Genomic DNA, 20,499 nt, shown 5'->3' on the forward strand with positions numbered 1-20,499 from the left:
TTACAGCATTCCCGAATCTTAGTCATGTTTCGAGAAATCCCGTAATATATATAAACCCTTTAGACAGATTCAGACAGTATTTTTTTGTAAAAAAGAATCGGGGGCATTAAGCCCCCGACTCAGAGTGTATTCTTATTGTTTAAATTACTTCGCAGCAGCCTGTGCTTTTTTCATTTCGGCTATTGCATCGTTGATTACTTTTATACCCGCCATTGACTCGTCAATGGATTTGGTGAGAGATTCTCTCGCCATTTCGGGGTTGTGGAAGCCGTCAGAGTTTTCAGCAGTCCAGTATTCCCAGAGGATGTGGGCTTTCAGGTGCTGATCCTGCGCTTTTTTGATAACTTCCTCGCTGAGGCCTTTATCTTTGCCTTCAAGTATTTTGTCGATAAGGTTTGAAAGCGCAACTTCGGCTTTTCTCATTTTGCCTTTGGTGTAGGCTTTTACAGAGTCGATGGAGTAAATAGCATCTTTCTCTGTCCAGCCTGTGTGGCAGCCGCCTGAGAGGCATGATTCTTTAATGTGCTCTCTGGGTGTCACAGCAAAGTGAGATGTGTATTTTTTGCCTGTCTTTTTATCAACCATCTTCGGAGTGTGGCATCCGTCGCAGCTTACGCCCGCTTTAGCGTGTTTTGAGTTGTAGTGGGTTTCAGCTTCGGGGTGCTGGCCTTTCCAGAGTCCGCCGCCAGTAAGCGCATGCTTGAAGTCTATGAAGGAGATCTGGTTAACATAGTGATCATAGAGCTGAAGCGCGTCTTTGAACGGGAAGTGGTTTGTTCTGGGGTCATCAAAGCCCACAGCCTGTCCGGTTTTGGGGTCTGTTCCGGGGTTGCAGTTATATTCAACGTGGCACTGGCCGCACTGAAGAGTAGCATCGTATTTTTCAAGGATAGCTATTTTTCTTGTGTAGCCTCTCATACCCATATCGATAACTTCGAATTTGGTTCTGTTGGGGTCTTTATGCCACAGAGTGTCCGCTTCGGGTCTTGTAAGAGCCTGAATAAGAGCATCTCTCACGATTCTGGGTTTAGCAGCGTGAGGATCGTGGCATGTGTAGCAGTTAAGACCGTGCTGAATTTTCTTAGTCTGGATCATTTCAACAGGTTTGCTTTTTCTGGAGAAGGGCGCGCCTACAGTAGGGTCGCCGAGGTAAGCCCAGTCAAGTATGTGGTCCTGAGTTTTACACTGGAAGCAAACGGGGTTAACCGCTGTGGCGGTCTGTCTCATGAACACTTTCTGGTCGCTTGTGGAAGGATCAGCGTCAACAATTGTGTCCCAGATTTTGCCGGGTTTCTCGTTAACATACATCCATCCGTTTTTGGGCTGGAATCTGCCGCCTGCTGCCCTGTCAACTATTACCTGATCAAGGAGCATGTAGCCGTGGCTTCTTGTAAGAGCATGTTCCTTTGTGAAGCCGTGGCCAGCCATAAGCTTATCCCAGAAGGGGTTGGGCGCTCTGTTAGTGAGCTGTGATTTTTCATCTCTTGCGGGTCTGTGTTTGTTTACTTTAAGGAAACTTCCGTGCTGTTCCTTGTGGCATGCTCCGCAGGCATCCCATGAAGTAAATACTTCGGGGCGTTTGGAAGAATCTTTCAGGTGCTCGTCAAGACCGCCATGGCAGCTTATACAGTTAACACCTTTGTGTTTTCCTGACTGGTGAAGTCCCTGAACCACGTCATGGCACTCATAACAGGTTTTGGGATCAACTTTCTTAACAGCAGCTTTCTGAGCCGCTTCCGCGGACTGAGCTGAAACGAGAAGCATGAGTCCTGCGAGAACGCTGAAAATAAAAGCGCACTTTTTAAACATGTAAACCTCCTGAAGAATTAACAAATGTTTATGCGTTGTCCAACTATACCTGCAAATTCGTAAATGAGGCGTTAAGGTTCTGAAAGGGATGTAAAGAATGTGAAGAGATGTATGGAACCGGGCAGCAGTTCGGCTAAACTGCTCCCGCCGATTTCCCCGCGAGTGCGCCTGTGCTCCAGCACATCTGGAGGTTATAGCCGCCTGTGGGGGCATCAAGGTTGAGCACTTCCCCCGCGAAAAAAAGGTTTTCGATCACTTTTGATTTCATGGTTTTCGGGTCAATTTCTTTAAGGCTCACGCCGCCCGCGGTGACTGTGGCTTTGTTAAAGCCGTGGAAGGAGTCAATAACAGTCTCAAGCTCCTTCAATAGCCCCAGAAGAACCTTTCTGTGCGCCTTTGAAACCTTTGCTCCGTGCATTTCTCCGTCAAGACCTGAGAGCCTGATTAATACAGGCAGCAGTTTTGGCGGGAGAATGCTTCCCAGTGCGGTTTTCATCATTTTTTTATCATTAGCGGCAAAGAGCTCCGCAAGGCGCTTATCCAGTTCCTCCCTCGGCTCATCGGGGAAAATGTCCAGCAGAAGCTTCATTCCCTGCTCGTTTCCGGAGATACTACTGCTTATGTTGTAGACCGCGGGGCCTGTCATCCCGTCCTTAGTGAAGAGGAGATCGCCCCGTTCTTCGGCAATCTTTTTGCCGGAATAGGCACTTATGGACACATCCCGCAGGCTCAGCCCCTCAAGATCAGCTATCCAGCGTTCCCTGAGCTTAACGGGAGTAAGTACCGGACGGAGCGGAACTATGGTATGTCCGCATCTTTCCGCCCACTTGAAGCCGTCACCCTTGGAGCCTGTGGCGGGGTAACTCAGCCCTCCGGTTGCGATTACAACTCTGTCGGCACGGATTATGCCGTTTTCAAGAATGATCCCCGTAACCATTCCGTCCGTACATTCAAGACGCTTCACTTCGGCATCCGTCCATATCTTGGCGCCGCTGAAACGGACGAAGGTGGTCAGCGCCCGGAGAACGGACTTCGCATCGTCATCATCGGGGAAAATTCTGCCCGCATCCTCCTCAACGCATGTCACGCCTAGTTCGGAGAAGAATTTCAGCGTGTCCGCAGGGGAAAAGGAACTGAAAGCGGAATAGAGAAAACGCCCCTCCTTCCCGAAGACTTCGGTGAGTTTCTTTATATCTGTCTGATTATTAGTGAGATTACAGCGCCCGCCGCCGGTTATCAGCAGTTTACGCCCTATTGAAGACCCCCGCTCAAGGAGCACTGTTTTTGCCCCCTGCGAGGCTGCAAATCCGGCAGCAATAAGCCCGGCTGCGCCGCCGCCTATTACCGCCACATCAAAAATATTTTCCGTCATTCCTCTTCCTGACAACCGGCAAGGCAGATGCGCTCATCCGCCCCCTTAAGGTCTTTTCTCATGGATTCCCTTATGTAGTCCATACCGTTATAGAATCCTTTCATCATTACGGAAAGCAGAAAACGCCCCTTGGGTGTGATAAATTTATGTCCGCCGGACCCGCCCACTGCCCCGACAGCCCTCAATGCGGTGTATTCAAAAAATGGCCTGTAAGGCGGTTCCGCATGGAGCCCGAACATCTCCACCATCATTCGGTACTGCTTTACCGAATGTCTGCCGAAAGCTGTGCTTTTCACCACGGAGGCCATGCCCGCCGCCACGCGCTCGGCATATTCCTGTAATGAGAAGGAGTTGGCGTACAGGGTTCCGTTCAGGAAGCTGAATGCCCCTGAACCCAGCCCCACATACTCGCTGTGATCCACAACATATTCGTCTATAAATTCCTTCTTTTTCAGAGCGAAAGCCCATGAGGTGCGCTGCAAGTAAGGGTCTGTCATATTCCGCATTATGAGGGAGAAGAGCTTCGCCTCGTTTTCATTGGTGGGTTTTCCTATGGCCTCCCTAAGCTTCCTGCCCACGAAAGGTGCGTACATCAGCGGGTAGAATGTCACCTGCTGGGGGTTCAGCTCCCGCACTATGCGTATATCTTCCAGAAGGTCTTCCTCCGTCTGGCCGGGAAAGTTATACATAAGATCAACATTGACAATGGGAAAGTGCTTTAGTATCGCCTTAACCTTGTCGTACTGCTCAGCACCCGTGCCGAACTTCTTTATGCGGCCTATGCTTTCCAGAAACCTGTCATTGAAAGTCTGTATCCCCACGGAAAGACGGTCAATACGCCCTTCGGTGTACATCAGGCTTTGGGGGTCGATATGGTTGGGGTCGCTCTCGCAGGAAACCTCGGTTATCCCGAAAAGCTCTCTGGCGAGATCTATGGTTTTCGCAAGCTCATCCGGCAGGATAGATGTTGTGCCGCCGCCGAAGTAAGCGGAACTGAAACTGTAGCCTAGCCTTGCGGTCATCCGCATTTCATCCCGCAGAAGGCTGAAATATCGTCTTGCTGTTTCCTCCTGAAACTTAAACCTGTGGAAAGAGCAGTAAGGGCAGAGGGTGAGACAGAAAGGCACATGGAGATAGAGCAGATAGCTCTTGTTTTTGTCCGCAGGGGGCAGAACCGTTACATTGTCCTCCGAAAAGCGGAGATAGTATTTTACTGCTGATTTCATAATCAGCCTTGCTGCGGCGGCGGAAAAATCCCACCTTATGCGCTCAGCACCCCCGGAGGCGGCATCTGCCGCACGTGAAAATGAGTTATCCCTCGGAAACTCCGCCAAAATACACCCCCGTCAATAAATAACAGCCGTCTGACCGGGACGGCTATGGAACCATTAACATTTATACATGTTTAAAGAACATTTCGTAAAGAGTAAGCATTATCTCCACAAGAATAAGAATAACTATATACCACTCAACCCTGAGCGAATGGGCATTGTGCTGGAGGCCGAGCTGCTTTTCCGTGGTGTCTGTCACAAGCTTGAGCTTACGTTCCAGCGCCTTGCTCCGCTCTATTATTTCAAACTCGTCCTCAAGCTTTAAGTAAAGCCGCTCAAGCTCCGGATGCTCCCAGAGTATCTCCGGCTTTTCGTTCACCTCAACCCCGCCCACCATGGTATGCTGAATAAGCAGTGCGGAACCGATGGTGCTGACAAGCTCTCTGTAGGTGCGGGTTTTGCCCATGCCGGACTTAAGGCGCATGGCAAGCGGCTCTATCTGCTGGAAAACCTCGGACATCGCCGCCTCATACCTGCCGAGAACAACGCTTTTTGCCAGTATGTCAGCCATGGTGAGCACATGCTGGCGTGTAAGCTCCGCCAGACTAACATGGTCACCCTCAAACCTGTCTTCACCTGTGCCAGTGTTGATAAACAGGCTCTCACTCTCCACAGAAGGGTTCGGCTCATCTATAAAACTCTCCAGTTCGGAGAGAATATCGTTTCTTTCCTTATCGCTCAGGCCGACCGTCACAATCACGCCGAAACGGAATATCACAACCCACTGATTTTCACCCAGCCTGAAACTGAGCGGTAAATGAGAGGTGCGCTCGCCGATTTCGATCCCTTTTGTCCTTATCTTCTCACTGACGGACATTGCCGTCATTACAAGTTGCATTTTTTCACCCGCCGATATAAAAAGTACATATATTTATAGAATTATAGAACTTTATCCGAAACTAATCATCAGAATTCAGCCTTTTTAAAAAAAATAAAACATATTCACTCTAACTACAGGTGCCGGATGCGAAAATTCCTTACCCCTCCAGAAATGACCGAAGCCATGCTTGAATCAGCCTCAGCCAAGTGCGCCCTTCCCGCTTCCAGAGCCTTTGTTCTGGCGCTGCTGGCAGGGGCGTATATAGGCTTCGCCGCTCATCTGGCAACTATGGTGACCACAGGCAGCACGGAGTGGATCGGGGTTCAGAGGTTTCTCACCGGGGCGGTGTTCTCCTTCGGGCTGATGCTGGCGGTTATTCCGGGGTCTGAGCTCTGGACGGGAAACACAATGATGATAGCAGGCATAGCGGACAGACGGATCACCGCTGCTGACATGCTGCGCAACTGGATGATAGTTTACATCGGCAACCTCATAGGTGCGGTTATCCTCGCCCTGCTTGTGGTGAAGGGAACAGGGCTCACTGACGGGCAGTTCGGCGCAACCGCCATAAAAATAGCCTACGCCAAGACCAATGAACAGGTTTACGGCATAGAGCACCAGTACGCCTATTTTTTCAGGGGGCTTCTCTGTAACTGGCTGGTGTGCCTTGCCGTTTTAATTGCCATGAGCGCGCAGGACATAGGGGGAAAAATCCTCGGCATATTCTTCCCCATAATGGCCTTTGTAGCCAGCGGGTTTGAACACTCTGTGGCTAATATGTACTTCATCCCGGCGGGAATATTCGCAAAATCATTCCCCGCTGCGGCTGCGGCCAGCGGGCTTGATGCAGCCTCCCTGAGCGCCCTGAACTGGGGGAGCATGTTCACCGGAAATATCATAGCCGTTACTCTCGGAAACCTTGCGGGGGGCGGGCTTATGGTAGCCTGTGTAATGCTTTTCATCCACGGCGGAAAAAAGAGGGAACAGAACCTTTAAATAAATATTGATTTGCTCATAAATAGGATTATAGTCTGATCTCGTCTGCCCGTCATATTTTCAGGTACGGGAATGAGGTACAGGCTTTGTTCCGCACAGTTTTTCTTCTCATTTTGTCCAACATTTTCATGACCTACGCATGGTACGGTCATCTCAAAACTCTCAGAGACAAACCGCTTATAATCGCGATCCTTATTTCATGGGGCGTGGCCTTCTTTGAGTACTGCCTTCAGGTTCCGGCAAACAGGCACGGTTTCGGCATTTTCACCCTGCCGCAGCTTAAAGTTATGCAGGAGATAATAACCATGGCAGTCTTCGCTGTTTTTGCCGTCTGGTATATGAACGTGCCCGTCACAAGGAACTTTTTTTACGCTTCCATGTGTCTGGTGGGCGCGGCGTATTTCATATTCAGGGACGCGGCGGCTCTTCCCTGAAAAATCTTAACTTCCGCTTGATAATTTATCGTCAAAGGTAAAATATACAATTATGGAGGAACGCATATGACAAAAGACATGAACATAAGCATTCTTCCGCAGCCGGATGACACCTCCTGCGGCCCGACATGCCTTCATGCGGTTTATTCATATTACGGTGAGGATCTCAGGCTTGAAGACCTCAGAAAAGAAATAGCAGAACTGGAAACCGGCGGCACACTGGCCGTTGTTCTCGGTCTGCATGCCCTGAGAAGGGGGTACAGGGTAACAATATACTCCTACAACCTTGTGGTTTTTGACCCCACATGGTTCAGGCTTCCGCCCGAAGGCATAATAAACAAGCTCAAAAAGCAGATGGAAGTGAAAACAGACCCTAAACTGAGGTATACTTCCAAAAAATATATTGAGTTTCTCACCCTCGGCGGGGAACTTAAGTTTGCGGATCTCTCCCCTGCGCTCATAAGGAAGTATCTGGACAGGCAGACACCCATAATAACCGCACTGAGCGCAACCTACCTCTACCGCAGCCCAAGGGAGATACCGGAGAACACGGACTATGACGACATAAAAGGCGAACCCTCCGGTCACTTTGTTGTCATAACCGGATATGACAAACCTGCAAAAAAAGTAAGCGTGGCAGACCCCATGCTCCCCAACCCTTTTATGAAAACAAACCGCTACAGCGTGAGGATGACGCATCTTATAAACGCCATCCTCCTCGGCGTTCTTACATACGACGCCAAACTGCTGGTTATAGAAAAAAATGAAACAGACGGTGATGTGCAGAAATGACAAACATTATAGTAGTTAACACGCCCTCAGAATGGAAGTTTGATACCCCCGACGCAAGAGTTGTCTCCGCATGGAACTACCTCACCGACCCCGAATTCAACACTGTTAAAAAAGCCAAAGTGTTCAACCTCTGCCGCTCGTACCAGTACCAGAGCTACGGGTACTATGTTTCCCTTCTGGCGGCGGCACGCGGTCATATGCCGTACCCCAATGTCATGACCATTCAGGACTTCAAGTCCAAGGCTTTTGCAAAGCTGATCTCTGATGAGATAGATGAGCTGATACAGAAAAGCCTCGGTCACCTCACATCGGAAAGCTTTACGCTGAGCATATATTTCGGCCGCAACCTCGCAAAACGATACGACAAGCTCAGCTCACGCCTCTTCGGAATGTTCGTTGCCCCTATGGTGCGGGCGGACTTCGTGAAGCTCAAGGAAAAGTGGATGATCCACGCCATAGCCCCCATATCCATGAAGCAGGTTCCTGAGGAGCACTTCGGCTTTGTGGAACAGGCTGCCAGAGAGTTCTTTGTACGCAAACCGAGAGCAGCCCACATAAAAAACTACCGCTTTGATCTCGCCATTCTTTTCAACCCTGCGGAGAAGACCCCCCCTTCCGATGATGTGGCTATTCAGCGGTTCATAAAAGCGGCTGAAAAGGAAGGAGTAAGCACAGAGATAATCAGCAAGGACGACTACACGAGAATACCTGAATTTGACGCACTCTTCATAAGGGAAACAACCAGCGTGAACCACCACACATACCGCTTCTCCCGCAAGGCAGAGACGGAAGGGCTAGTGGTTATGGACGACCCCACATCCATACTGCGCTGCACAAACAAGGTTTACCTTTCGGAACTGATGCAGAAAAATAAAATTCCCACGCCTAAAACCACCATCCTGCACAGGCACAATATGAACCACGCAAAAAAGGTTCTCCCCTTCCCCATCATTCTCAAGCAGCCTGACAGCTCCTTTTCTCAGGGTGTTGTAAAGGTTCATGATGAAAAGGAATACAAAGAGGCGATGGAAAAGCTTCTGGATAAATCAGCCCTTGTGGTTGCGCAGGAGTTCATGCCCACCAGCTTTGACTGGCGGGTGGGAGTGATAGGCGGAAAAGCCCTGTATGTCTGCCGTTACTTCATGCACGGGGATCACTGGCAGATAGTGGAACGTGATGAACACGGACAGCTTCATAACGGCAAATTCGACACAATGCCGGTCGAGGCCGCACCCGCAGGTGCTGTTGAGCTTGCCCTCAAAGCCACGAAGTGCATAGGCAGCTCCCTCTACGGTGTTGATATAAAGCAGGTCGGAAACAAGTTTTATGTGATAGAAGTAAACGATAACCCCAGCATCGAATCAGATGTTGAGGATAATGTTCTCGGTAAAAAGCTGTATGAGATAATCATAGGCGAGTTTGTGAACAGGCTTGTTGCGAGGAAGGTAAAATAGCTATGTACGGACTTTTTTCCGTTTGCGGAATCGAACTGGAGTACATGATCGTCTCAAAGGACGATCTGGGAGTTCTCCCCGTAAGCGACAAGCTTCTGGAAGCAGTTGCAGGTGAGATGACACAGTTTTTTGAGCAAGGAGCTGTGGGATGGTCAAACGAGCTTGTTCTGCACGTTATAGAGCTTAAAACCAACGGCCCCGCAAAGGACATACGGGGTCTGGACACACATTTTGCCGCAAACATTAAAGAGATTAATACTATTCTGGACAGGTTCGGAGGCATGCTTATGCCCGCTGCCATGCACCCGCTGATGAACCCCGATACTGATATGCACCTCTGGAACCACGGCGATAAAGAGATATACGAAACATACAACAGGATATTCAACTGCAAGGGGCACGGGTGGTCAAACCTGCAAAGCACCCATATCAACCTCCCCTTCGCCACGGATGAGGAATTCGGCAGGCTGCATGCTGCTATCAGGGTTCTTCTCCCGCTGATTCCGGCTCTTGCCGCAAGCTCCCCCTTCCGTGAAGGCGAGCACACAGGATGGCTTGATACAAGGATAATCACCTACAGAAATAATCAAAAGAAAATCCCCTCCATCACAGGGCAGGTAATACCTGAGCCCTGCTTCTCATGGGAGGCATACGAAAAGGGTATACTGGAGCCCATGTACCGTGACATAGCTCCGTATGATCCCGAATGCATCCTTCAGGAGGAGTGGCTGAACTCAAGGGGGGCTATAGCCCGTTTTGACCGCAGCGCCATAGAAATACGCCTCATGGACATACAGGAATGCCCGAAGGCAGATCTTGCCGCTGTTTCGCTTATTAAAGAAACACTGAAAAAACTGGTCAGCACTGAGTGGAGCAGCTATTCCGCCCAGAAAGAGGCTGATCAGGCCATGCTTGTGGATCTCATGGATAAATGTGCCAAAGATGCCCGCAATGTGGATATTGAGAACCCGTCATACACCGCCCTTTTCGGCATGGAAGGCAGAGTGACCGCCGGTGAGCTCCTGCACAGGCTGGCGGAAGAAATGCCCGATGAGGCTCCTTACAAAACCGAGGCAGCGGAGCTCTGTTCCATCGACTCACTTGCGGAAAGGATAATGTCCCGCACGGGCAGCAGACCTTCACCCGATAAGCTCAGGGAAGTTTACGGCGAACTTGCCGTCTGTCTGGCGGAAAACAGATTCTTTAAGCCATGAGCATTATAATTACCTGCGAACATGCGGTGAACACTGTTCCTGCGGAGTTCTCACGCCTTTTCAGGGGACATGAGGACGTTTTGAGTTCTCACAGAGGGTATGACGCAGGCGCAGCGGAAGCGGCTTTGCTGTTGGGCAGCCTCCTCGGAGTAACACCAGTTATGGGGAATATCACCCGGCTTCTCATCGATCTCAACCGCTCGCCGCACAACAGGGCGCTTTTCTCGGAGTTTTCAGGAAACCTCAGCACAGCGGAAAAGCAGCGGCTGCTTGATGAATACCATGCACCGTTCAGAAACAGAGTGCTTGAGGCTGCGGAAAAAGCGGAAAAACCTTTGCTCCATATATCCGTTCATTCATTCACCCCCGTGCTTAAGAATGAAGTGCGGAAGGCGGACATAGGCATTCTTTACGATCCGGCGGGAAAAAGGGAAAAGGCAGCGGCAGCCGTCCTCACGGACGGATTAAGGGCACTGCCTTATAAGGTTATGAAAAACAGCCCCTATCAGGGCAAATCTGACGGAACGGCGGCATGGCTGAGGAAGCTCATGCCCGATTCAGAGTATGCAGGGATTGAGCTTGAACTCAATCAAAAACTCCTCATAAACGGACGCTTTCCGGAGGAGATAACCAAAAAAACGGCTGAAATGCTAGTTTAGGAAATCAGCATTATCAGCAAGCGACTGTATATAAACGGAACGGGTGATCATATAAAATAAATAAATATTCCCGTTAATTCTATTTACGCCCGTGACAGTCATACTGGGAGGACGTTCCACAAAATCATCCATTTCATTGCTGTACCCCTGAGTGAAAACCCCTAACACAATTCCTTCATAATTCTGATATTCTCCCATTGCCTGATTGAGCTTGTCTATATCTTCCATTATTAGATGTTCAAAACCAACTGTCTGTCTGGACTGACACTTGAGTTCTACAATGTAGCTCCTGTTTTTTAAATGAAACAGAAAGTCCGCTCTTTTAAGCACATTTCCATACACATGACCTGCCTCACGCTCATAAAAAACAGCCACACCATCTCTTGCGTTGAGAAATCTGATCATTTCACACTGAAGCCAACCTTCAAAACCTCCGGGATATTGGCAGCACTCTTCAATATTATCAGCCTGTTCACCCAGCCATCTTATTATCTCGCCGATTAAGACACGGACAGACATAATAAATTCCTTAGCCGCCGCTGCCTGAAACAGGAATCGGAGTGACGCAGGAGGCCATTATATCCATCAAGCGGCTGAGCCCTTCCGTGGGCTGCTGCTGTCTGGCAGAAACACGCACCTGATATTTAGCTGTCTGGTTGGTGCTTCTGGTGTTTTCCCTTGTGGATGTGACATTGCCGTGAATCTTAATGCCGCCGCTGCCGAAGAGGCCGAACTTGAAATTAGCGTTAACATCAGCATCCACACTCTTGGAGTCAGTCTCCTTTGATGTGGCTGTGTCCGTGACTTCCATCTGAAAGTCAATCTGAACATCGTTAACAAGCAGAGACGGAATCGGCACAAGACCGATAAAAGGCGCCTGAACCTTAACGTTTGACACTCCGCCCTGATCGCCGAGCGGACGCTGGAGATTAAATTCAAGCAACCTCGGCTTGTCACCGTCAAAACCTATCTCCTTCATGAAAGCAAAAGCGGAAACCGCCAGATGTTTCTGCGCATCGCACGCCGCCTTGAGCGGTGCAGCTATAAGCTCCTCAATGGGCAGCCCCCTGAACTCCGAACCAACGTTAGGCATAGCAAACTCCTTTATTTATCAGTTTCTTTTCTGGGCTCTATGGTTTTATCGAAATCTGTTATTATTCTGGACATCCCCTCCGGTATGGGGGCGGCTCTGAACTTGACCCGGACATTCATTACCGATTCGCCCTTACCGCCGAAGCTGACATTCAGGCTTGAGCGCTCAACCCGGTTCGCATAGAGCATATTATCCGAGTTGTTCAGAAGCGATGTGTCCGGCTGTCTCTGCTTGAGTTCGGTCTGGTTGACCCTCACGGAGAAATCCATCTCCACCTCTTTGATATTAAGCGTGGACGGATTTACAACTGAGATAAGGGGCACATCTATCACCGTGTCCTCATCCAGACGCAGACGGCGGGTGACAGGCTCCCCCGTTCTGGGGTCAAAATATCTGCCGAGGATTTCTATATTCCTCGCCTCTATCATCTCCATTGCGGAGCTGATGGAATGCTGCAAACCCCTTATCAGATCCGAAAAGGTCTGAGTGTCTTCCGTTTTCTGCTTCCAGAACATAAACCCGCCCGCGGCTGTCTCTTACCTTTATAATAACCAATATCATGTGCATGTAAAGCATAATATACACATAAAGAAAATAAAAATATCTCAAAGACAATTACATTAATTGTAAATATCTGTTTATTTTTCCCCGGATTATGATAATCTCCGCCGATGAAAATTAATTACAGCAACCCCCATTTCCTGATGCTTCTGTACACCGTTCTTGTTTCAGGCTCGTTCCATATAGGCCATGTACTTGTAAATTATATGGATTCCACAGTGCTTACCTTTGTGCGGTTTCTGCTGGGTTCCGTGCTTTTCGGGGTGTATGTTTTTCCGAGGTACAAGGTAAGGCTTCCCTCCCTGAGCGATCTTGCGCGGTATTTCGCCATAAGCGCCAGCATGATCTTCTACTTCTGGGCGATGTTTGAGGCTCTGCGCTACACGACTCCGCTGAACACAGCAATAACCTACACCGTGGTTCCGCTGTTTTCCGCTGTTTACGGAATTTTCCTGCTGAAAGAGAGGGTTTCATTTGTGAAGTTCGCTGTGCTGTTCGCCGCTATGCTTGGCGCTGTGTGGGTTATTATAGACGGTTCGCTCTCAAGGCTTGCGGAGCTTGATTTTAATAAAGGAGATCTAATCTTCCTCGCAGGCTGTCTGTGCATCGGGCTGTATTCGCCGCTTTCCAAAAAGCTTCATAAGACTGAGCCCATGCCTGTGCTGACACTGTGGACGATGATAACCGGAACTGTATGGCTGCTTCTGATAGCGAATGTGAAAATACTTAAAATCAATTTCTCTGCGCTGGACACAGCCTTCTTTGCAGGTGTGGCGTACATCACTGTTTTTGCCACCATCGCCACTTTCTTCATAGTGCAGTATTCCAGCAAGAAGCTCCCGGTGAGCGAGGTTATGAGCTACATATACCTCACCCCCGTATTCGTGATAATAATACAGGCTCTCATAGGAAAGAGACTGCCGCACACGGCGGTGATACCCGGTGTTGCGGCCTCGGTTGTTGCAACCTTCTATTTTCTGCGCTCCTAAGCGCTGGTTACCTTATCCCTTCCTGTCTTCTTTGCCTCGTAAAGGGCTTCGTCCGCCCTTTTTATGAGGCTGTCCATGCTTTCGCCCGGAATGTATTTTGACACGCCGCAGCTTACCGTTACCTTCGGTGCGCCGCCGCAGCTTATGAGGTTTATCCCTGCCCTTATCCTTTCCGCTATGGCAACGGCTATCTCCTCTCCGCCGTAGGCAAGGATTATGAACTCATCCCCTCCCCAGCGGGCAAAAATATCCACCTGACGGATCTTCTCAATGGCTGTGGCAGTTACTTTCTTAAGTATCTCGTCCCCTGTGCCGTGTCCGCAGGTATCGTTTATCGCCTTGAAGCCGTCCAGATCAAAAAGAATAATGGAAAATGCGGTTCCGTTTCTCTCCGCGAAGGCCTCCGCCCTGCGGAATTCATTTTCAAAAGCGCGCCTGTTCAGCAGTCCGGTGAGTTCATCGGTCGAAGCCATTTTTTCAAGCCTGCTCTGGAAAAAATTAACGGTAAAAATATTTATGAGAATAACAAGAATGCTCACGAAAAAGCCCAGAAACATGTTCTGCCACAGGTTTTTGCGCAGACCTTCAAGAGACTTGCTCTGGTTGTTCTCCACAAAAAGGAACCAGTCCAGCTCCTCAATATAGCGCACAGTGAGGAATATGTTGTCCCCTCCCCTGTCGTATTCATAAAAGCCTGATATTTCACTGACGGTCAGGGCATCCTTAGCCACATCCCTGAGCCCTTCCTCATTGTATATGTTATCAGCAAGGGTTTTGCCGCCGGGGTGCATCTGTATGTTCCCCTCCCTGTCCACAAGGTATATGTCGCGGTCGTATTTTACCTGATAAGCGCTGAGAAGGTTTGTTATACGCTGGAGTTCAAGCCCCACTCCGGTAACGCCGAGGAGATTATTGTTGTAGTCATTCAGCCTGTGGTTGATAAAAACCGTGAGGGTGTTCTCCTCCGCCTGATTTTCATCTATAACTATATCGTAGTCTTTATACAGTGCCTTGAAGTTGTAATACCAGACATCATGCTCGTCACCCATTTTAATTCTTTTCAGAACACCGTCGTGGTAATAGTACTTTCCGCTTTTCTCGGAAACGAAGAAGGCGGTGAAGAAGCCGTACTTATTCTTTATCTCCTGGAGATATTTCTCCACCATTCCCGTGCTCTGTTCGCCCTCCAGAACCCAGTCCTTAAGAAAGGTGTCGTGCGCCATGAGAGAGGAAACAAAAACAGGCCTCATAAGATCCCGCTGAATCTCTGTGTAAATGTTATCCCTCGTGAGGGGGAGAGAACCGTATATTTCATTCTCACGCATGGTCTTTTTTACTGAGAAATAATTAATGAGATTAACGCATAAGAAACCTGTGAAAAGAATAAAGCACAAAATAGTGATAAGCTTGGATTTAACGGAAACAGCCATCTGATACCTCTTAACACTCATAAATATAATATTACCCGATAATAGTGAAGAAATATCGTATTAATTCAGCAGAAAAACTGAAAGAAGGGGCGCTTGATACGCCCCGACCTATTTACGCGCTTTTGAAATTGAGCAGAAGCGCTGAGTTTATTATCACCGCCACTGACCCCAGATTGTGTACCAAGGCTCCCATAACAGGGTTGAGAAGCCCGCCCATAGCCATGAATATGGCAGCAAAGTTCAGTACAAGGGAGAGGGTTATATTTATATTAATGGTGGACATGGTTTTCCGCGCCAGCTTAAGCAGGTGCGGCACAGCCTTTATCTCATCCCCCACAAGGGCAACATCAGCCGCCTCTACCGCAATATCGCTGCCTATTCCGCCCATCGCAACACCCACATAGGCGCATTTGAGAGCGGGTGCGTCATTTATGCCGTCCCCTATCATGCAGACCATCTTTTTCTGTTTCTGATATTTGTCAATGTAGTACATCTTGTCTTCCGGCAGGCAGTCAAAATGCACCTTGGGGATTCCAGCACCCCTTGCTATATGTCCTGCCGCTTCCTGATGGTCTCCGGTGAGGAGGACACTATCCACCTTAAGATCACGGAGCTTCCGCACTGTCTCGGCGGATTCGCCCCGCAGGGCATCCGCAAGGGCAATGAGCCCTGCCTCTTTCCCGTCGAGAGCCACATATATAACCGTCCGCCCTTCTCCGCGGTGGAGTGAGGCTGCGTTTTTGAGTTCATCAGAAAGAGATACGGAGTTTTCCGCCATCATCTCCGCATTGCCTGCCAGAACGGCTATTCCGTCCACAACTGCCCTGACTCCCCGTCCTGCGGTCATCAGAAAGTCCTTCGGTTCCTTCGGGCGGGTTTTGAAATTTGCACAAAAGCCTGCTACAACTGCCCTGCCCAGCGGGTGCTCGGATCTGGATTCCGCAGCAGCGGTAAGCTCCAGAAGCTTATCCTGAGAAACGGCCGGGGCAAAACTCTCCACAGCGGCGACCTCAGGCTTGCCGTAAGTGAGGGTTCCTGTTTTATCGAAAGCGACCTTTGTAACCTTCGCCAGCCTCTCCAGCGCATCACCCTCACGGATGAGTATGCCGAACTTGGTGGCATTGCCTATGCCCGCCATGATGGCGGTCGGTGTGGCAAGCACAAGGGCGCAGGGGCAGAAAACAACAAGGATAGTCACGGCACGTATTATCTCACCGGTCACAAACCATGTACCCGCAGCGGAAACGAGGGCTATGACCACAATCCATGTCGCCCACCTGTCCGCAAGGCCGACTATCTTTGCCTTGCCCGCATCGGCTGATTCCACAAGGCGGATCATCCTCTGGAGTGATGAGTCCCCGCCGACTTTCACAGCCTTCATATCAAAAGCGCCGAACTGGTTCACTGTACCGCTGGACACTTCATCCCCCACGCCTTTATCAACAGGGAGAGACTCCCCGGTCATAACCGACTGGTCTATGGATGTCTGCCCGGAAACTATAACTCCGTCCACGGCGACCGTCTCGCCCGGCAGCACACGGAGCAGATCGCCCACCTGCACCTCTTCGGCGGGAACAACCCTTTCGTCTCCGTCCGGAGATATTATCCTCGCCGTTCTGGGCGAAAGCTGAACAAGCTTCTCTATGCCCGCTCTGGCTTTGGCAACCGTACGCTCCTCAAGCATGGCTCCCAGAGCCATAATGAAAGCCACCTCACCTGCGGCGAAGGTTTCGCCTATAATAACAGCGGCCGTTAGCGCAAGCGCCACAAGCACATCCGCCTTGATGTCAAACTCTGTGACAAGGCCGATTACGGCGCCCTTTATTATCGGCACTCCGCAAAGCAGAATAGCCACCCATGCAGCGTCCAAAGGGAGGCTGCCTATCTCAAAAAAACTCACCGCAAGAGACAGGCAGGACAAAACCAGAAAAAGAACTGTCCGCTTATCCCCGTCCTCAAATAATTCCTTTATTTTTTCCATTAAAACCTAGCCTATTCTCGAAAAGTGCTCCACTGCTTTGGCAAATTCGGCTATGGTTCTGTCCGCGTTTCCGTGCTCTATCCCGTCACGGACGCAGTGCTGCAAGTGCCCTTCCAGAACAAGCTGCCCGACCTTGTGCAGCGCGCTCTTGGCGGCGTTTATCTGGATAAGTATATCCTCGCAGGGGACATCCTTATCAACCATATCCGAAATAGCCCTGAGCTGACCTTCGATCTTTTTTATTCGTGTGCGTACCTTCGGAACGTCTATACACTGACGCATTTTTACCTCCTACAGTTATGCCGGCGATACCCATAGGGGTATGGGTATAGTTACGCCTGTTTTCTGAAAGTGTCAATGGATTTATTTTGAACATCAAACTTTATTTTCATACAAAAAAACCCCTCCTCAGAGGGGTGTCTTATATTCGAGACTGCTGCATTCAGTCGGCAGGAGGCATGGGAAACTTGCGTTTCACAAGCACCTCCACACGCCTGTTAAGCTGCCTGTTCTCCTCAGTGATATTAGGCACAATGGGATGATACTCTCCGTAGCCTGCGGAACTGAAACGGGCTGGATTAAGCCTCGGATCATTCAGCATCTCCTTCATGAAGCTCAGAGCTCTGGCAGAGCTGAGATCCCAGTTAGGCACAGTGCCGGACGGAACATCGTCAGTGTGCCCCGCCACAACCACGCTTTGATCGTAATTTTCCAGAAGCTTCGCTATTCCCGCGGCAATCCTGTCCGCTTCGGGCATAAGTGCTGAGCTGCCGGAGGAGAAAAGAGCCACACTCTTTATGGAGATCATGAGCCCTTCTCCGGTTATGCTGGTGCTGAGATAACCGGGCAGGCTGTTCATTTTTGAAAATTCATCCACATCATTTTTAAGCTGTATAAGATCTGTCTCCTCCTGAGCGGCCTTTGCCCCGCCTCCGCCCTTATCACCTGTCTGAGCGGGTGCATCAGGAGTATTGCCTGTATCAGGCTTGACCTTCCTGAACGGAGCCATGCTGTCCATTATACCCGTCTGACCTGACAGTATATCGGTGAAAACCTCCGCCATCTGCTCCATTTTCTTTTTATCGCTCTGGCTTGTTGCAAAAAGGACAATGAACAGCGCCAGAAGAAGCGTCAGCAGGTCAGCGTAAGGTATGAGCCATGATTCATCCACATGCTCTTCATGGTGCTTATGTTTATGTTTCTTCATGTCATGACCCTATTCCGGTTTTTCGCGTTTTTTCTGCGGGAGGAAGACATTAAGCTTCTCCTCCACTGTGGATGCGGAATCACCTGCCTGAAGCGCCGTTATTCCCTCGAAAATCATTTTCTTCAGCTCCGCCTCATGCTTTGAGAAACGTTTGAGCTTGTTAGCGAAAGGATGCCAGAGAACATAGCCGCTGAAAATACCCATAAGAGTTGCGATGAACGCCGCAGCTATCGAATGACCGAGCTTCTCTATATCATTCAGGTTTCCCAGAGCAGCCACAAGCCCTATAACCGCACCGAGAACCCCCAGCGTAGGCGCGTATGTACCTGCCTGTGTGAAGATCTGCGCCCCCATCTGGTGACGCTCCTCCATTGCGCTTATATCCTCCTGAAGGATGTTCTGCACAAATTCCGGATCGCGGCCGTCAATTATCAGTGACAGACCTTTACGCATGTAGGGGTTGTGAACCTCGTCCATCCGCCCTTCCAGCGAGAGCAGCCCGCTCTTGCGCGCTGTTCCGGCAAAGTCGGTAAATATACGGATCAGTTCCTCCTCCGTTTCGTGCTTCTGCCCCTTCATTATTATCCCCAGAAGAACAGGGAATTTTGAAATTTCCTTCATGGGAAAGCCTATGAAAAGGGTCGCTGCTGTGCCGACAAAGATAATGAGAAACGCCGCCGGATTCAGGAGGAATGTGAGGCTGGCGCCTTTGAACACCATTCCGACACCGACTGCGACAAAACCGAGGATAAGACCTATGACTGTGGACTTTTCCATATTCACTCCGGGATAAACTGTTTAATATTCCTGAATACTGTAATTTTTTAATTATCCCAATTAGCACTGTCAAAATCAACAGGAGCTTTTATTATGGCGAATAATAAAGTAAAGTTTTATTGAAGAAAAACTTCTCTGTTGCTAAGATTCAGATTCCTGCACTAATAAAAAAGGTTCTTATGGAAAAGCTGTCAAACGTTGTTGTTGAATTTTATGAAAAGCTCTCCTCATGGGAGCACTCCGTTGTAAAAGATACAGGCCTCACGCTGCCGCAGATGCATACTATAGAGGTTCTGGGCAGCAGCGAACCCCTGCGCATGAAGGAACTGGCGGAAAAAATGGGCATAACCACCGGCACTCTCACAGTGAATATAGATAAGCTGGTGAAGCTGGGGTATGTGATCAGAAAGCCGAACGAAACTGACAGAAGGTCTTACTATGTGGCGCTCTCTGATGAAGGGGAGGAGATTTACCGCCGCCACCATGCACTGCACCTTGAGCTAACCGAGGAGATCCTCAGCGAACTCACGCCGGAGGAGGGGCAGATTCTGGAAAAGCTGCTCACCAAGGCAATGCGGGCGTTCTAAACCTTTTCGCCCGCCATCTCAAGAATTATATTATATTCTTCCGCCGAAACGGGCTGAACGGAGAGGCGCATCCCTTTCTGGACAAGCTTCATCCCCTCAAGCCCCGGCATCTCTTTTATATCCTTAAGCGTCACTGGCTTATCAAGCTTCTTAATGAACCTGACCTCCGTCATGAACCACCTTGGTTTTTCCTGCGGCGATTTGGGGTCGTAATATTTGCTTGATTTATCCCAAGCTGTGAAATCCGCTGCCGCCCCATCCGCACACACCTCAGCCAGCCCGACAACCGCGGGCTCTGCGGTGTTTGAGTGATAAAAGAGAACCTTGTCCCCTTTTTTCATCTCATTCATCATAAAATTGCGCGCCTGATAGTTTCTTACCCCTTCCCAGAAGGTTTTACCTTCCTTCGCCAGTCTGTCTATGGAGTAGGATTCCGGCTCGGACTTCATCAGCCAGTATTTCATTTATTTGCCGCCCCAGCGGTTTTTGTGCACTTTATCCGCATCAAACCTGTCGGCTGGGTGTCCTTTCGCATCGGAATAGCCGATTGCGATAAGCGCCATGGCGCGTATTTCAGCGGGGATTTTAAGCAGTTCCTTAACTGCCGCCTCCGGCTTTTCGTTAGGGTAAAGCCCGCACCAGACAGCCTCAAGCCCCAGAGCCTGAGTGGCAAGCAGTATGTTCTGCACAGCCGCCGCGCAGTCCTGCGGCCAGTAGCCCTTGTGCTTTTCCTTTGAAGGATCAGCGCAGACCGCTATGCCCAGCGGAGCCTGAGAAAACATAGCCCCGTAAGGGTGTATGGAGGGGATCTCCCTCAGGGTTGACTCATCATCAATCACCACAAAGACCCACGGCTGCTGATTTCCCGCTGAGGGAGCGCTCATTGCCGCCTTAAGCAGTGTTTCCACCTTATCTTTCTCCACCTTTTTCACAACGGAAAAACGCCTGATGCTTCTCCTGTTGAAAATAGCCTCAAGAATCTGCATATCTCCT

At 49.7% G+C, this 20,499-nt stretch carries 22 protein-coding genes; 8 read left to right on the top strand and 14 right to left on the bottom strand.

What is annotated here, in order from left to right:
* Nucleotides 1-144: 144 nt before the first annotated feature.
* The 4 genes from OSQ85_RS07505 to OSQ85_RS07520 all read right to left on the bottom strand — a co-directional run bounded on the left by OSQ85_RS07505 (nucleotide 145) and on the right by OSQ85_RS07520 (nucleotide 5,350).
* Nucleotides 145-1,809 carry an ammonia-forming cytochrome c nitrite reductase subunit c552 gene (locus OSQ85_RS07505; RefSeq protein WP_265822230.1) on the bottom strand — a complete coding sequence of 555 codons (1,665 nt, stop codon included), beginning with the start codon at nucleotides 1,807-1,809 and terminating at the stop codon, nucleotides 145-147.
* Nucleotides 1,810-1,942: 133 nt separating this feature from the next.
* Nucleotides 1,943-3,181 carry a BaiN/RdsA family NAD(P)/FAD-dependent oxidoreductase gene (locus OSQ85_RS07510; protein WP_265822231.1) on the bottom strand — a complete coding sequence of 413 codons (1,239 nt, stop codon included), beginning with the start codon at nucleotides 3,179-3,181 and terminating at the stop codon, nucleotides 1,943-1,945.
* Nucleotides 3,178-4,515: a coproporphyrinogen III oxidase family protein gene (locus OSQ85_RS07515; protein ID WP_265822232.1), complete on the bottom strand. Its 1,338-nt coding sequence runs from the start codon at nucleotides 4,513-4,515 to the stop codon at nucleotides 3,178-3,180. The genes OSQ85_RS07510 and OSQ85_RS07515 overlap by 4 nt, the downstream gene beginning before the upstream one ends.
* 61 nt (nucleotides 4,516-4,576) lie before the next feature.
* Nucleotides 4,577-5,350 (bottom strand): RMD1 family protein, encoded by a 774-nt coding sequence (locus tag OSQ85_RS07520; protein WP_265822233.1) that lies wholly within the window; start codon nucleotides 5,348-5,350, stop codon nucleotides 4,577-4,579.
* A 126-nt stretch (nucleotides 5,351-5,476) separates the two neighbouring features.
* Here OSQ85_RS07520 and OSQ85_RS07525 point away from each other — a divergent pair, with 126 nt between their 5' ends.
* From OSQ85_RS07525 to OSQ85_RS07550, 6 genes are all read left to right on the top strand, one after another.
* The gene (locus OSQ85_RS07525) at nucleotides 5,477-6,328 is read left to right on the top strand and encodes a formate/nitrite transporter family protein (RefSeq protein WP_265822234.1); all 852 of its coding nucleotides are present in this window, start codon (nucleotides 5,477-5,479) and stop codon (nucleotides 6,326-6,328) included.
* A gap of 86 nt (nucleotides 6,329-6,414) precedes the next feature.
* A complete protein-coding gene (locus OSQ85_RS07530) occupies nucleotides 6,415-6,762 on the top strand; it encodes a DMT family protein (RefSeq protein ID WP_265822235.1) in 348 nt (115 codons plus the stop codon).
* A 66-nt stretch (nucleotides 6,763-6,828) separates the two neighbouring features.
* Nucleotides 6,829-7,554, top strand: coding sequence for a C39 family peptidase (locus tag OSQ85_RS07535; RefSeq protein WP_265822236.1), 726 nt, complete (start codon nucleotides 6,829-6,831; stop codon nucleotides 7,552-7,554).
* Nucleotides 7,551-9,008, top strand: a complete 1,458-nt coding sequence (locus OSQ85_RS07540) for a RimK family protein (protein ID WP_265822237.1) — start codon at nucleotides 7,551-7,553, stop codon at nucleotides 9,006-9,008. Before OSQ85_RS07535 ends, OSQ85_RS07540 begins: the two co-directional genes overlap by 4 nt.
* Before the next feature lie 2 nt (nucleotides 9,009-9,010).
* Nucleotides 9,011-10,222: a carboxylate-amine ligase gene (locus tag OSQ85_RS07545; protein ID WP_265822238.1), complete on the top strand. Its 1,212-nt coding sequence runs from the start codon at nucleotides 9,011-9,013 to the stop codon at nucleotides 10,220-10,222.
* Nucleotides 10,219-10,881 carry an N-formylglutamate amidohydrolase gene (locus OSQ85_RS07550; RefSeq protein WP_265822239.1) on the top strand — a complete coding sequence of 221 codons (663 nt, stop codon included), beginning with the start codon at nucleotides 10,219-10,221 and terminating at the stop codon, nucleotides 10,879-10,881. The genes OSQ85_RS07545 and OSQ85_RS07550 overlap by 4 nt, the downstream gene beginning before the upstream one ends.
* Here the strand turns inward: OSQ85_RS07550 and OSQ85_RS07555 are convergent.
* Genes OSQ85_RS07555 through OSQ85_RS07565 form a run of 3 tightly spaced genes read right to left on the bottom strand, consistent with a single transcriptional unit; the run spans nucleotide 10,873 to nucleotide 12,489 of the window.
* Nucleotides 10,873-11,400: a hypothetical protein gene (locus OSQ85_RS07555; RefSeq protein ID WP_265822240.1), complete on the bottom strand. Its 528-nt coding sequence runs from the start codon at nucleotides 11,398-11,400 to the stop codon at nucleotides 10,873-10,875. The two genes, OSQ85_RS07550 and OSQ85_RS07555, sit on opposite strands and share 9 nt — an antisense overlap.
* Nucleotides 11,401-11,410: 10 nt before the next feature.
* On the bottom strand, nucleotides 11,411-11,974 hold the full coding sequence (locus OSQ85_RS07560; RefSeq protein WP_265822241.1) for a DUF2589 domain-containing protein: 564 nt from the start codon (nucleotides 11,972-11,974) through the stop codon (nucleotides 11,411-11,413).
* 11 nt (nucleotides 11,975-11,985) lie between these two features.
* Nucleotides 11,986-12,489, bottom strand: coding sequence for a DUF2589 domain-containing protein (locus tag OSQ85_RS07565; RefSeq protein WP_265822242.1), 504 nt, complete (start codon nucleotides 12,487-12,489; stop codon nucleotides 11,986-11,988).
* Between the two features lie 156 nt (nucleotides 12,490-12,645).
* On the opposite strand from OSQ85_RS07565, the gene OSQ85_RS07570 reads away from it, so the two are divergent.
* Complete coding sequence (locus OSQ85_RS07570; protein ID WP_265822243.1) at nucleotides 12,646-13,524, top strand: DMT family transporter; 879 nt, start codon at nucleotides 12,646-12,648, stop codon at nucleotides 13,522-13,524.
* Here the strand turns inward: OSQ85_RS07570 and OSQ85_RS07575 are convergent.
* The 5 genes from OSQ85_RS07575 to motA form a co-directional block, all read right to left on the bottom strand.
* On the bottom strand, nucleotides 13,521-14,954 hold the full coding sequence (locus OSQ85_RS07575; protein WP_265822244.1) for a sensor domain-containing diguanylate cyclase: 1,434 nt from the start codon (nucleotides 14,952-14,954) through the stop codon (nucleotides 13,521-13,523). The two genes, OSQ85_RS07570 and OSQ85_RS07575, sit on opposite strands and share 4 nt — an antisense overlap.
* A 112-nt stretch (nucleotides 14,955-15,066) precedes the next feature.
* Entirely contained in the window at nucleotides 15,067-16,935 is a 1,869-nt protein-coding gene (locus OSQ85_RS07580) for a heavy metal translocating P-type ATPase (RefSeq protein WP_265822245.1), read from the bottom strand.
* Nucleotides 16,936-16,941: 6 nt separating this feature from the next.
* Nucleotides 16,942-17,217, bottom strand: coding sequence for a metal-sensing transcriptional repressor (locus tag OSQ85_RS07585; RefSeq protein WP_265822246.1), 276 nt, complete (start codon nucleotides 17,215-17,217; stop codon nucleotides 16,942-16,944).
* Nucleotides 17,218-17,377: 160 nt separating this feature from the next.
* Entirely contained in the window at nucleotides 17,378-18,142 is a 765-nt protein-coding gene (locus OSQ85_RS07590) for a flagellar motor protein MotB (RefSeq protein ID WP_265822247.1), read from the bottom strand.
* A 9-nt stretch (nucleotides 18,143-18,151) separates the two neighbouring features.
* Nucleotides 18,152-18,919: a flagellar motor stator protein MotA gene (gene motA, locus OSQ85_RS07595; protein WP_265822248.1), complete on the bottom strand. Its 768-nt coding sequence runs from the start codon at nucleotides 18,917-18,919 to the stop codon at nucleotides 18,152-18,154.
* Nucleotides 18,920-19,098: 179 nt separating this feature from the next.
* On the opposite strand from motA, the gene OSQ85_RS07600 reads away from it, so the two are divergent.
* Nucleotides 19,099-19,506 (top strand): MarR family winged helix-turn-helix transcriptional regulator, encoded by a 408-nt coding sequence (locus tag OSQ85_RS07600; RefSeq protein ID WP_265822249.1) that lies wholly within the window; start codon nucleotides 19,099-19,101, stop codon nucleotides 19,504-19,506.
* Here the strand turns inward: OSQ85_RS07600 and OSQ85_RS07605 are convergent.
* Together OSQ85_RS07605 and OSQ85_RS07610 are read right to left on the bottom strand one after the other, a co-directional pair.
* Nucleotides 19,503-19,970: an EVE domain-containing protein gene (locus OSQ85_RS07605; RefSeq protein ID WP_265822250.1), complete on the bottom strand. Its 468-nt coding sequence runs from the start codon at nucleotides 19,968-19,970 to the stop codon at nucleotides 19,503-19,505. The genes OSQ85_RS07600 and OSQ85_RS07605 overlap by 4 nt on opposite strands.
* Nucleotides 19,971-20,492, bottom strand: coding sequence for a nitroreductase family protein (locus OSQ85_RS07610; RefSeq protein ID WP_265822251.1), 522 nt, complete (start codon nucleotides 20,490-20,492; stop codon nucleotides 19,971-19,973). It lies immediately after the preceding gene.
* Between the last annotated feature and the right edge of the window lie 7 nt (nucleotides 20,493-20,499).

It is taken from the genome of Geovibrio ferrireducens (genome assembly GCF_026226615.1).
Lineage (GTDB): Bacteria > Chrysiogenota > Deferribacteres > Deferribacterales > Geovibrionaceae > Geovibrio > Geovibrio ferrireducens.

Coding starts and splice junctions, on each gene's coding strand:
- OSQ85_RS07505 (WP_265822230.1), bottom strand. CDS start 1,809: ATGTTTAAAAAGTGCGCTTTTATTTTCAGCGTTCTCGCAGGACTCATG.
- OSQ85_RS07510 (WP_265822231.1), bottom strand. CDS start 3,181: ATGACGGAAAATATTTTTGATGTGGCGGTAATAGGCGGCGGCGCAGCC.
- OSQ85_RS07520 (WP_265822233.1), bottom strand. CDS start 5,350: ATGCAACTTGTAATGACGGCAATGTCCGTCAGTGAGAAGATAAGGACA.
- OSQ85_RS07525 (WP_265822234.1), top strand. CDS start 5,477: ATGCGAAAATTCCTTACCCCTCCAGAAATGACCGAAGCCATGCTTGAA.
- OSQ85_RS07535 (WP_265822236.1), top strand. CDS start 6,829: ATGACAAAAGACATGAACATAAGCATTCTTCCGCAGCCGGATGACACC.
- OSQ85_RS07540 (WP_265822237.1), top strand. CDS start 7,551: ATGACAAACATTATAGTAGTTAACACGCCCTCAGAATGGAAGTTTGAT.
- OSQ85_RS07545 (WP_265822238.1), top strand. CDS start 9,011: ATGTACGGACTTTTTTCCGTTTGCGGAATCGAACTGGAGTACATGATC.
- OSQ85_RS07550 (WP_265822239.1), top strand. CDS start 10,219: ATGAGCATTATAATTACCTGCGAACATGCGGTGAACACTGTTCCTGCG.
- OSQ85_RS07555 (WP_265822240.1), bottom strand. CDS start 11,400: ATGTCTGTCCGTGTCTTAATCGGCGAGATAATAAGATGGCTGGGTGAA.
- OSQ85_RS07560 (WP_265822241.1), bottom strand. CDS start 11,974: ATGCCTAACGTTGGTTCGGAGTTCAGGGGGCTGCCCATTGAGGAGCTT.
- OSQ85_RS07565 (WP_265822242.1), bottom strand. CDS start 12,489: ATGTTCTGGAAGCAGAAAACGGAAGACACTCAGACCTTTTCGGATCTG.
- OSQ85_RS07570 (WP_265822243.1), top strand. CDS start 12,646: ATGAAAATTAATTACAGCAACCCCCATTTCCTGATGCTTCTGTACACC.
- OSQ85_RS07575 (WP_265822244.1), bottom strand. CDS start 14,954: ATGGCTGTTTCCGTTAAATCCAAGCTTATCACTATTTTGTGCTTTATT.
- OSQ85_RS07580 (WP_265822245.1), bottom strand. CDS start 16,935: ATGGAAAAAATAAAGGAATTATTTGAGGACGGGGATAAGCGGACAGTT.
- OSQ85_RS07585 (WP_265822246.1), bottom strand. CDS start 17,217: ATGCGTCAGTGTATAGACGTTCCGAAGGTACGCACACGAATAAAAAAG.
- OSQ85_RS07590 (WP_265822247.1), bottom strand. CDS start 18,142: ATGAAGAAACATAAACATAAGCACCATGAAGAGCATGTGGATGAATCA.
- motA (WP_265822248.1), bottom strand. CDS start 18,919: ATGGAAAAGTCCACAGTCATAGGTCTTATCCTCGGTTTTGTCGCAGTC.
- OSQ85_RS07600 (WP_265822249.1), top strand. CDS start 19,099: ATGGAAAAGCTGTCAAACGTTGTTGTTGAATTTTATGAAAAGCTCTCC.
- OSQ85_RS07605 (WP_265822250.1), bottom strand. CDS start 19,970: ATGAAATACTGGCTGATGAAGTCCGAGCCGGAATCCTACTCCATAGAC.
- OSQ85_RS07610 (WP_265822251.1), bottom strand. CDS start 20,492: ATGCAGATTCTTGAGGCTATTTTCAACAGGAGAAGCATCAGGCGTTTT.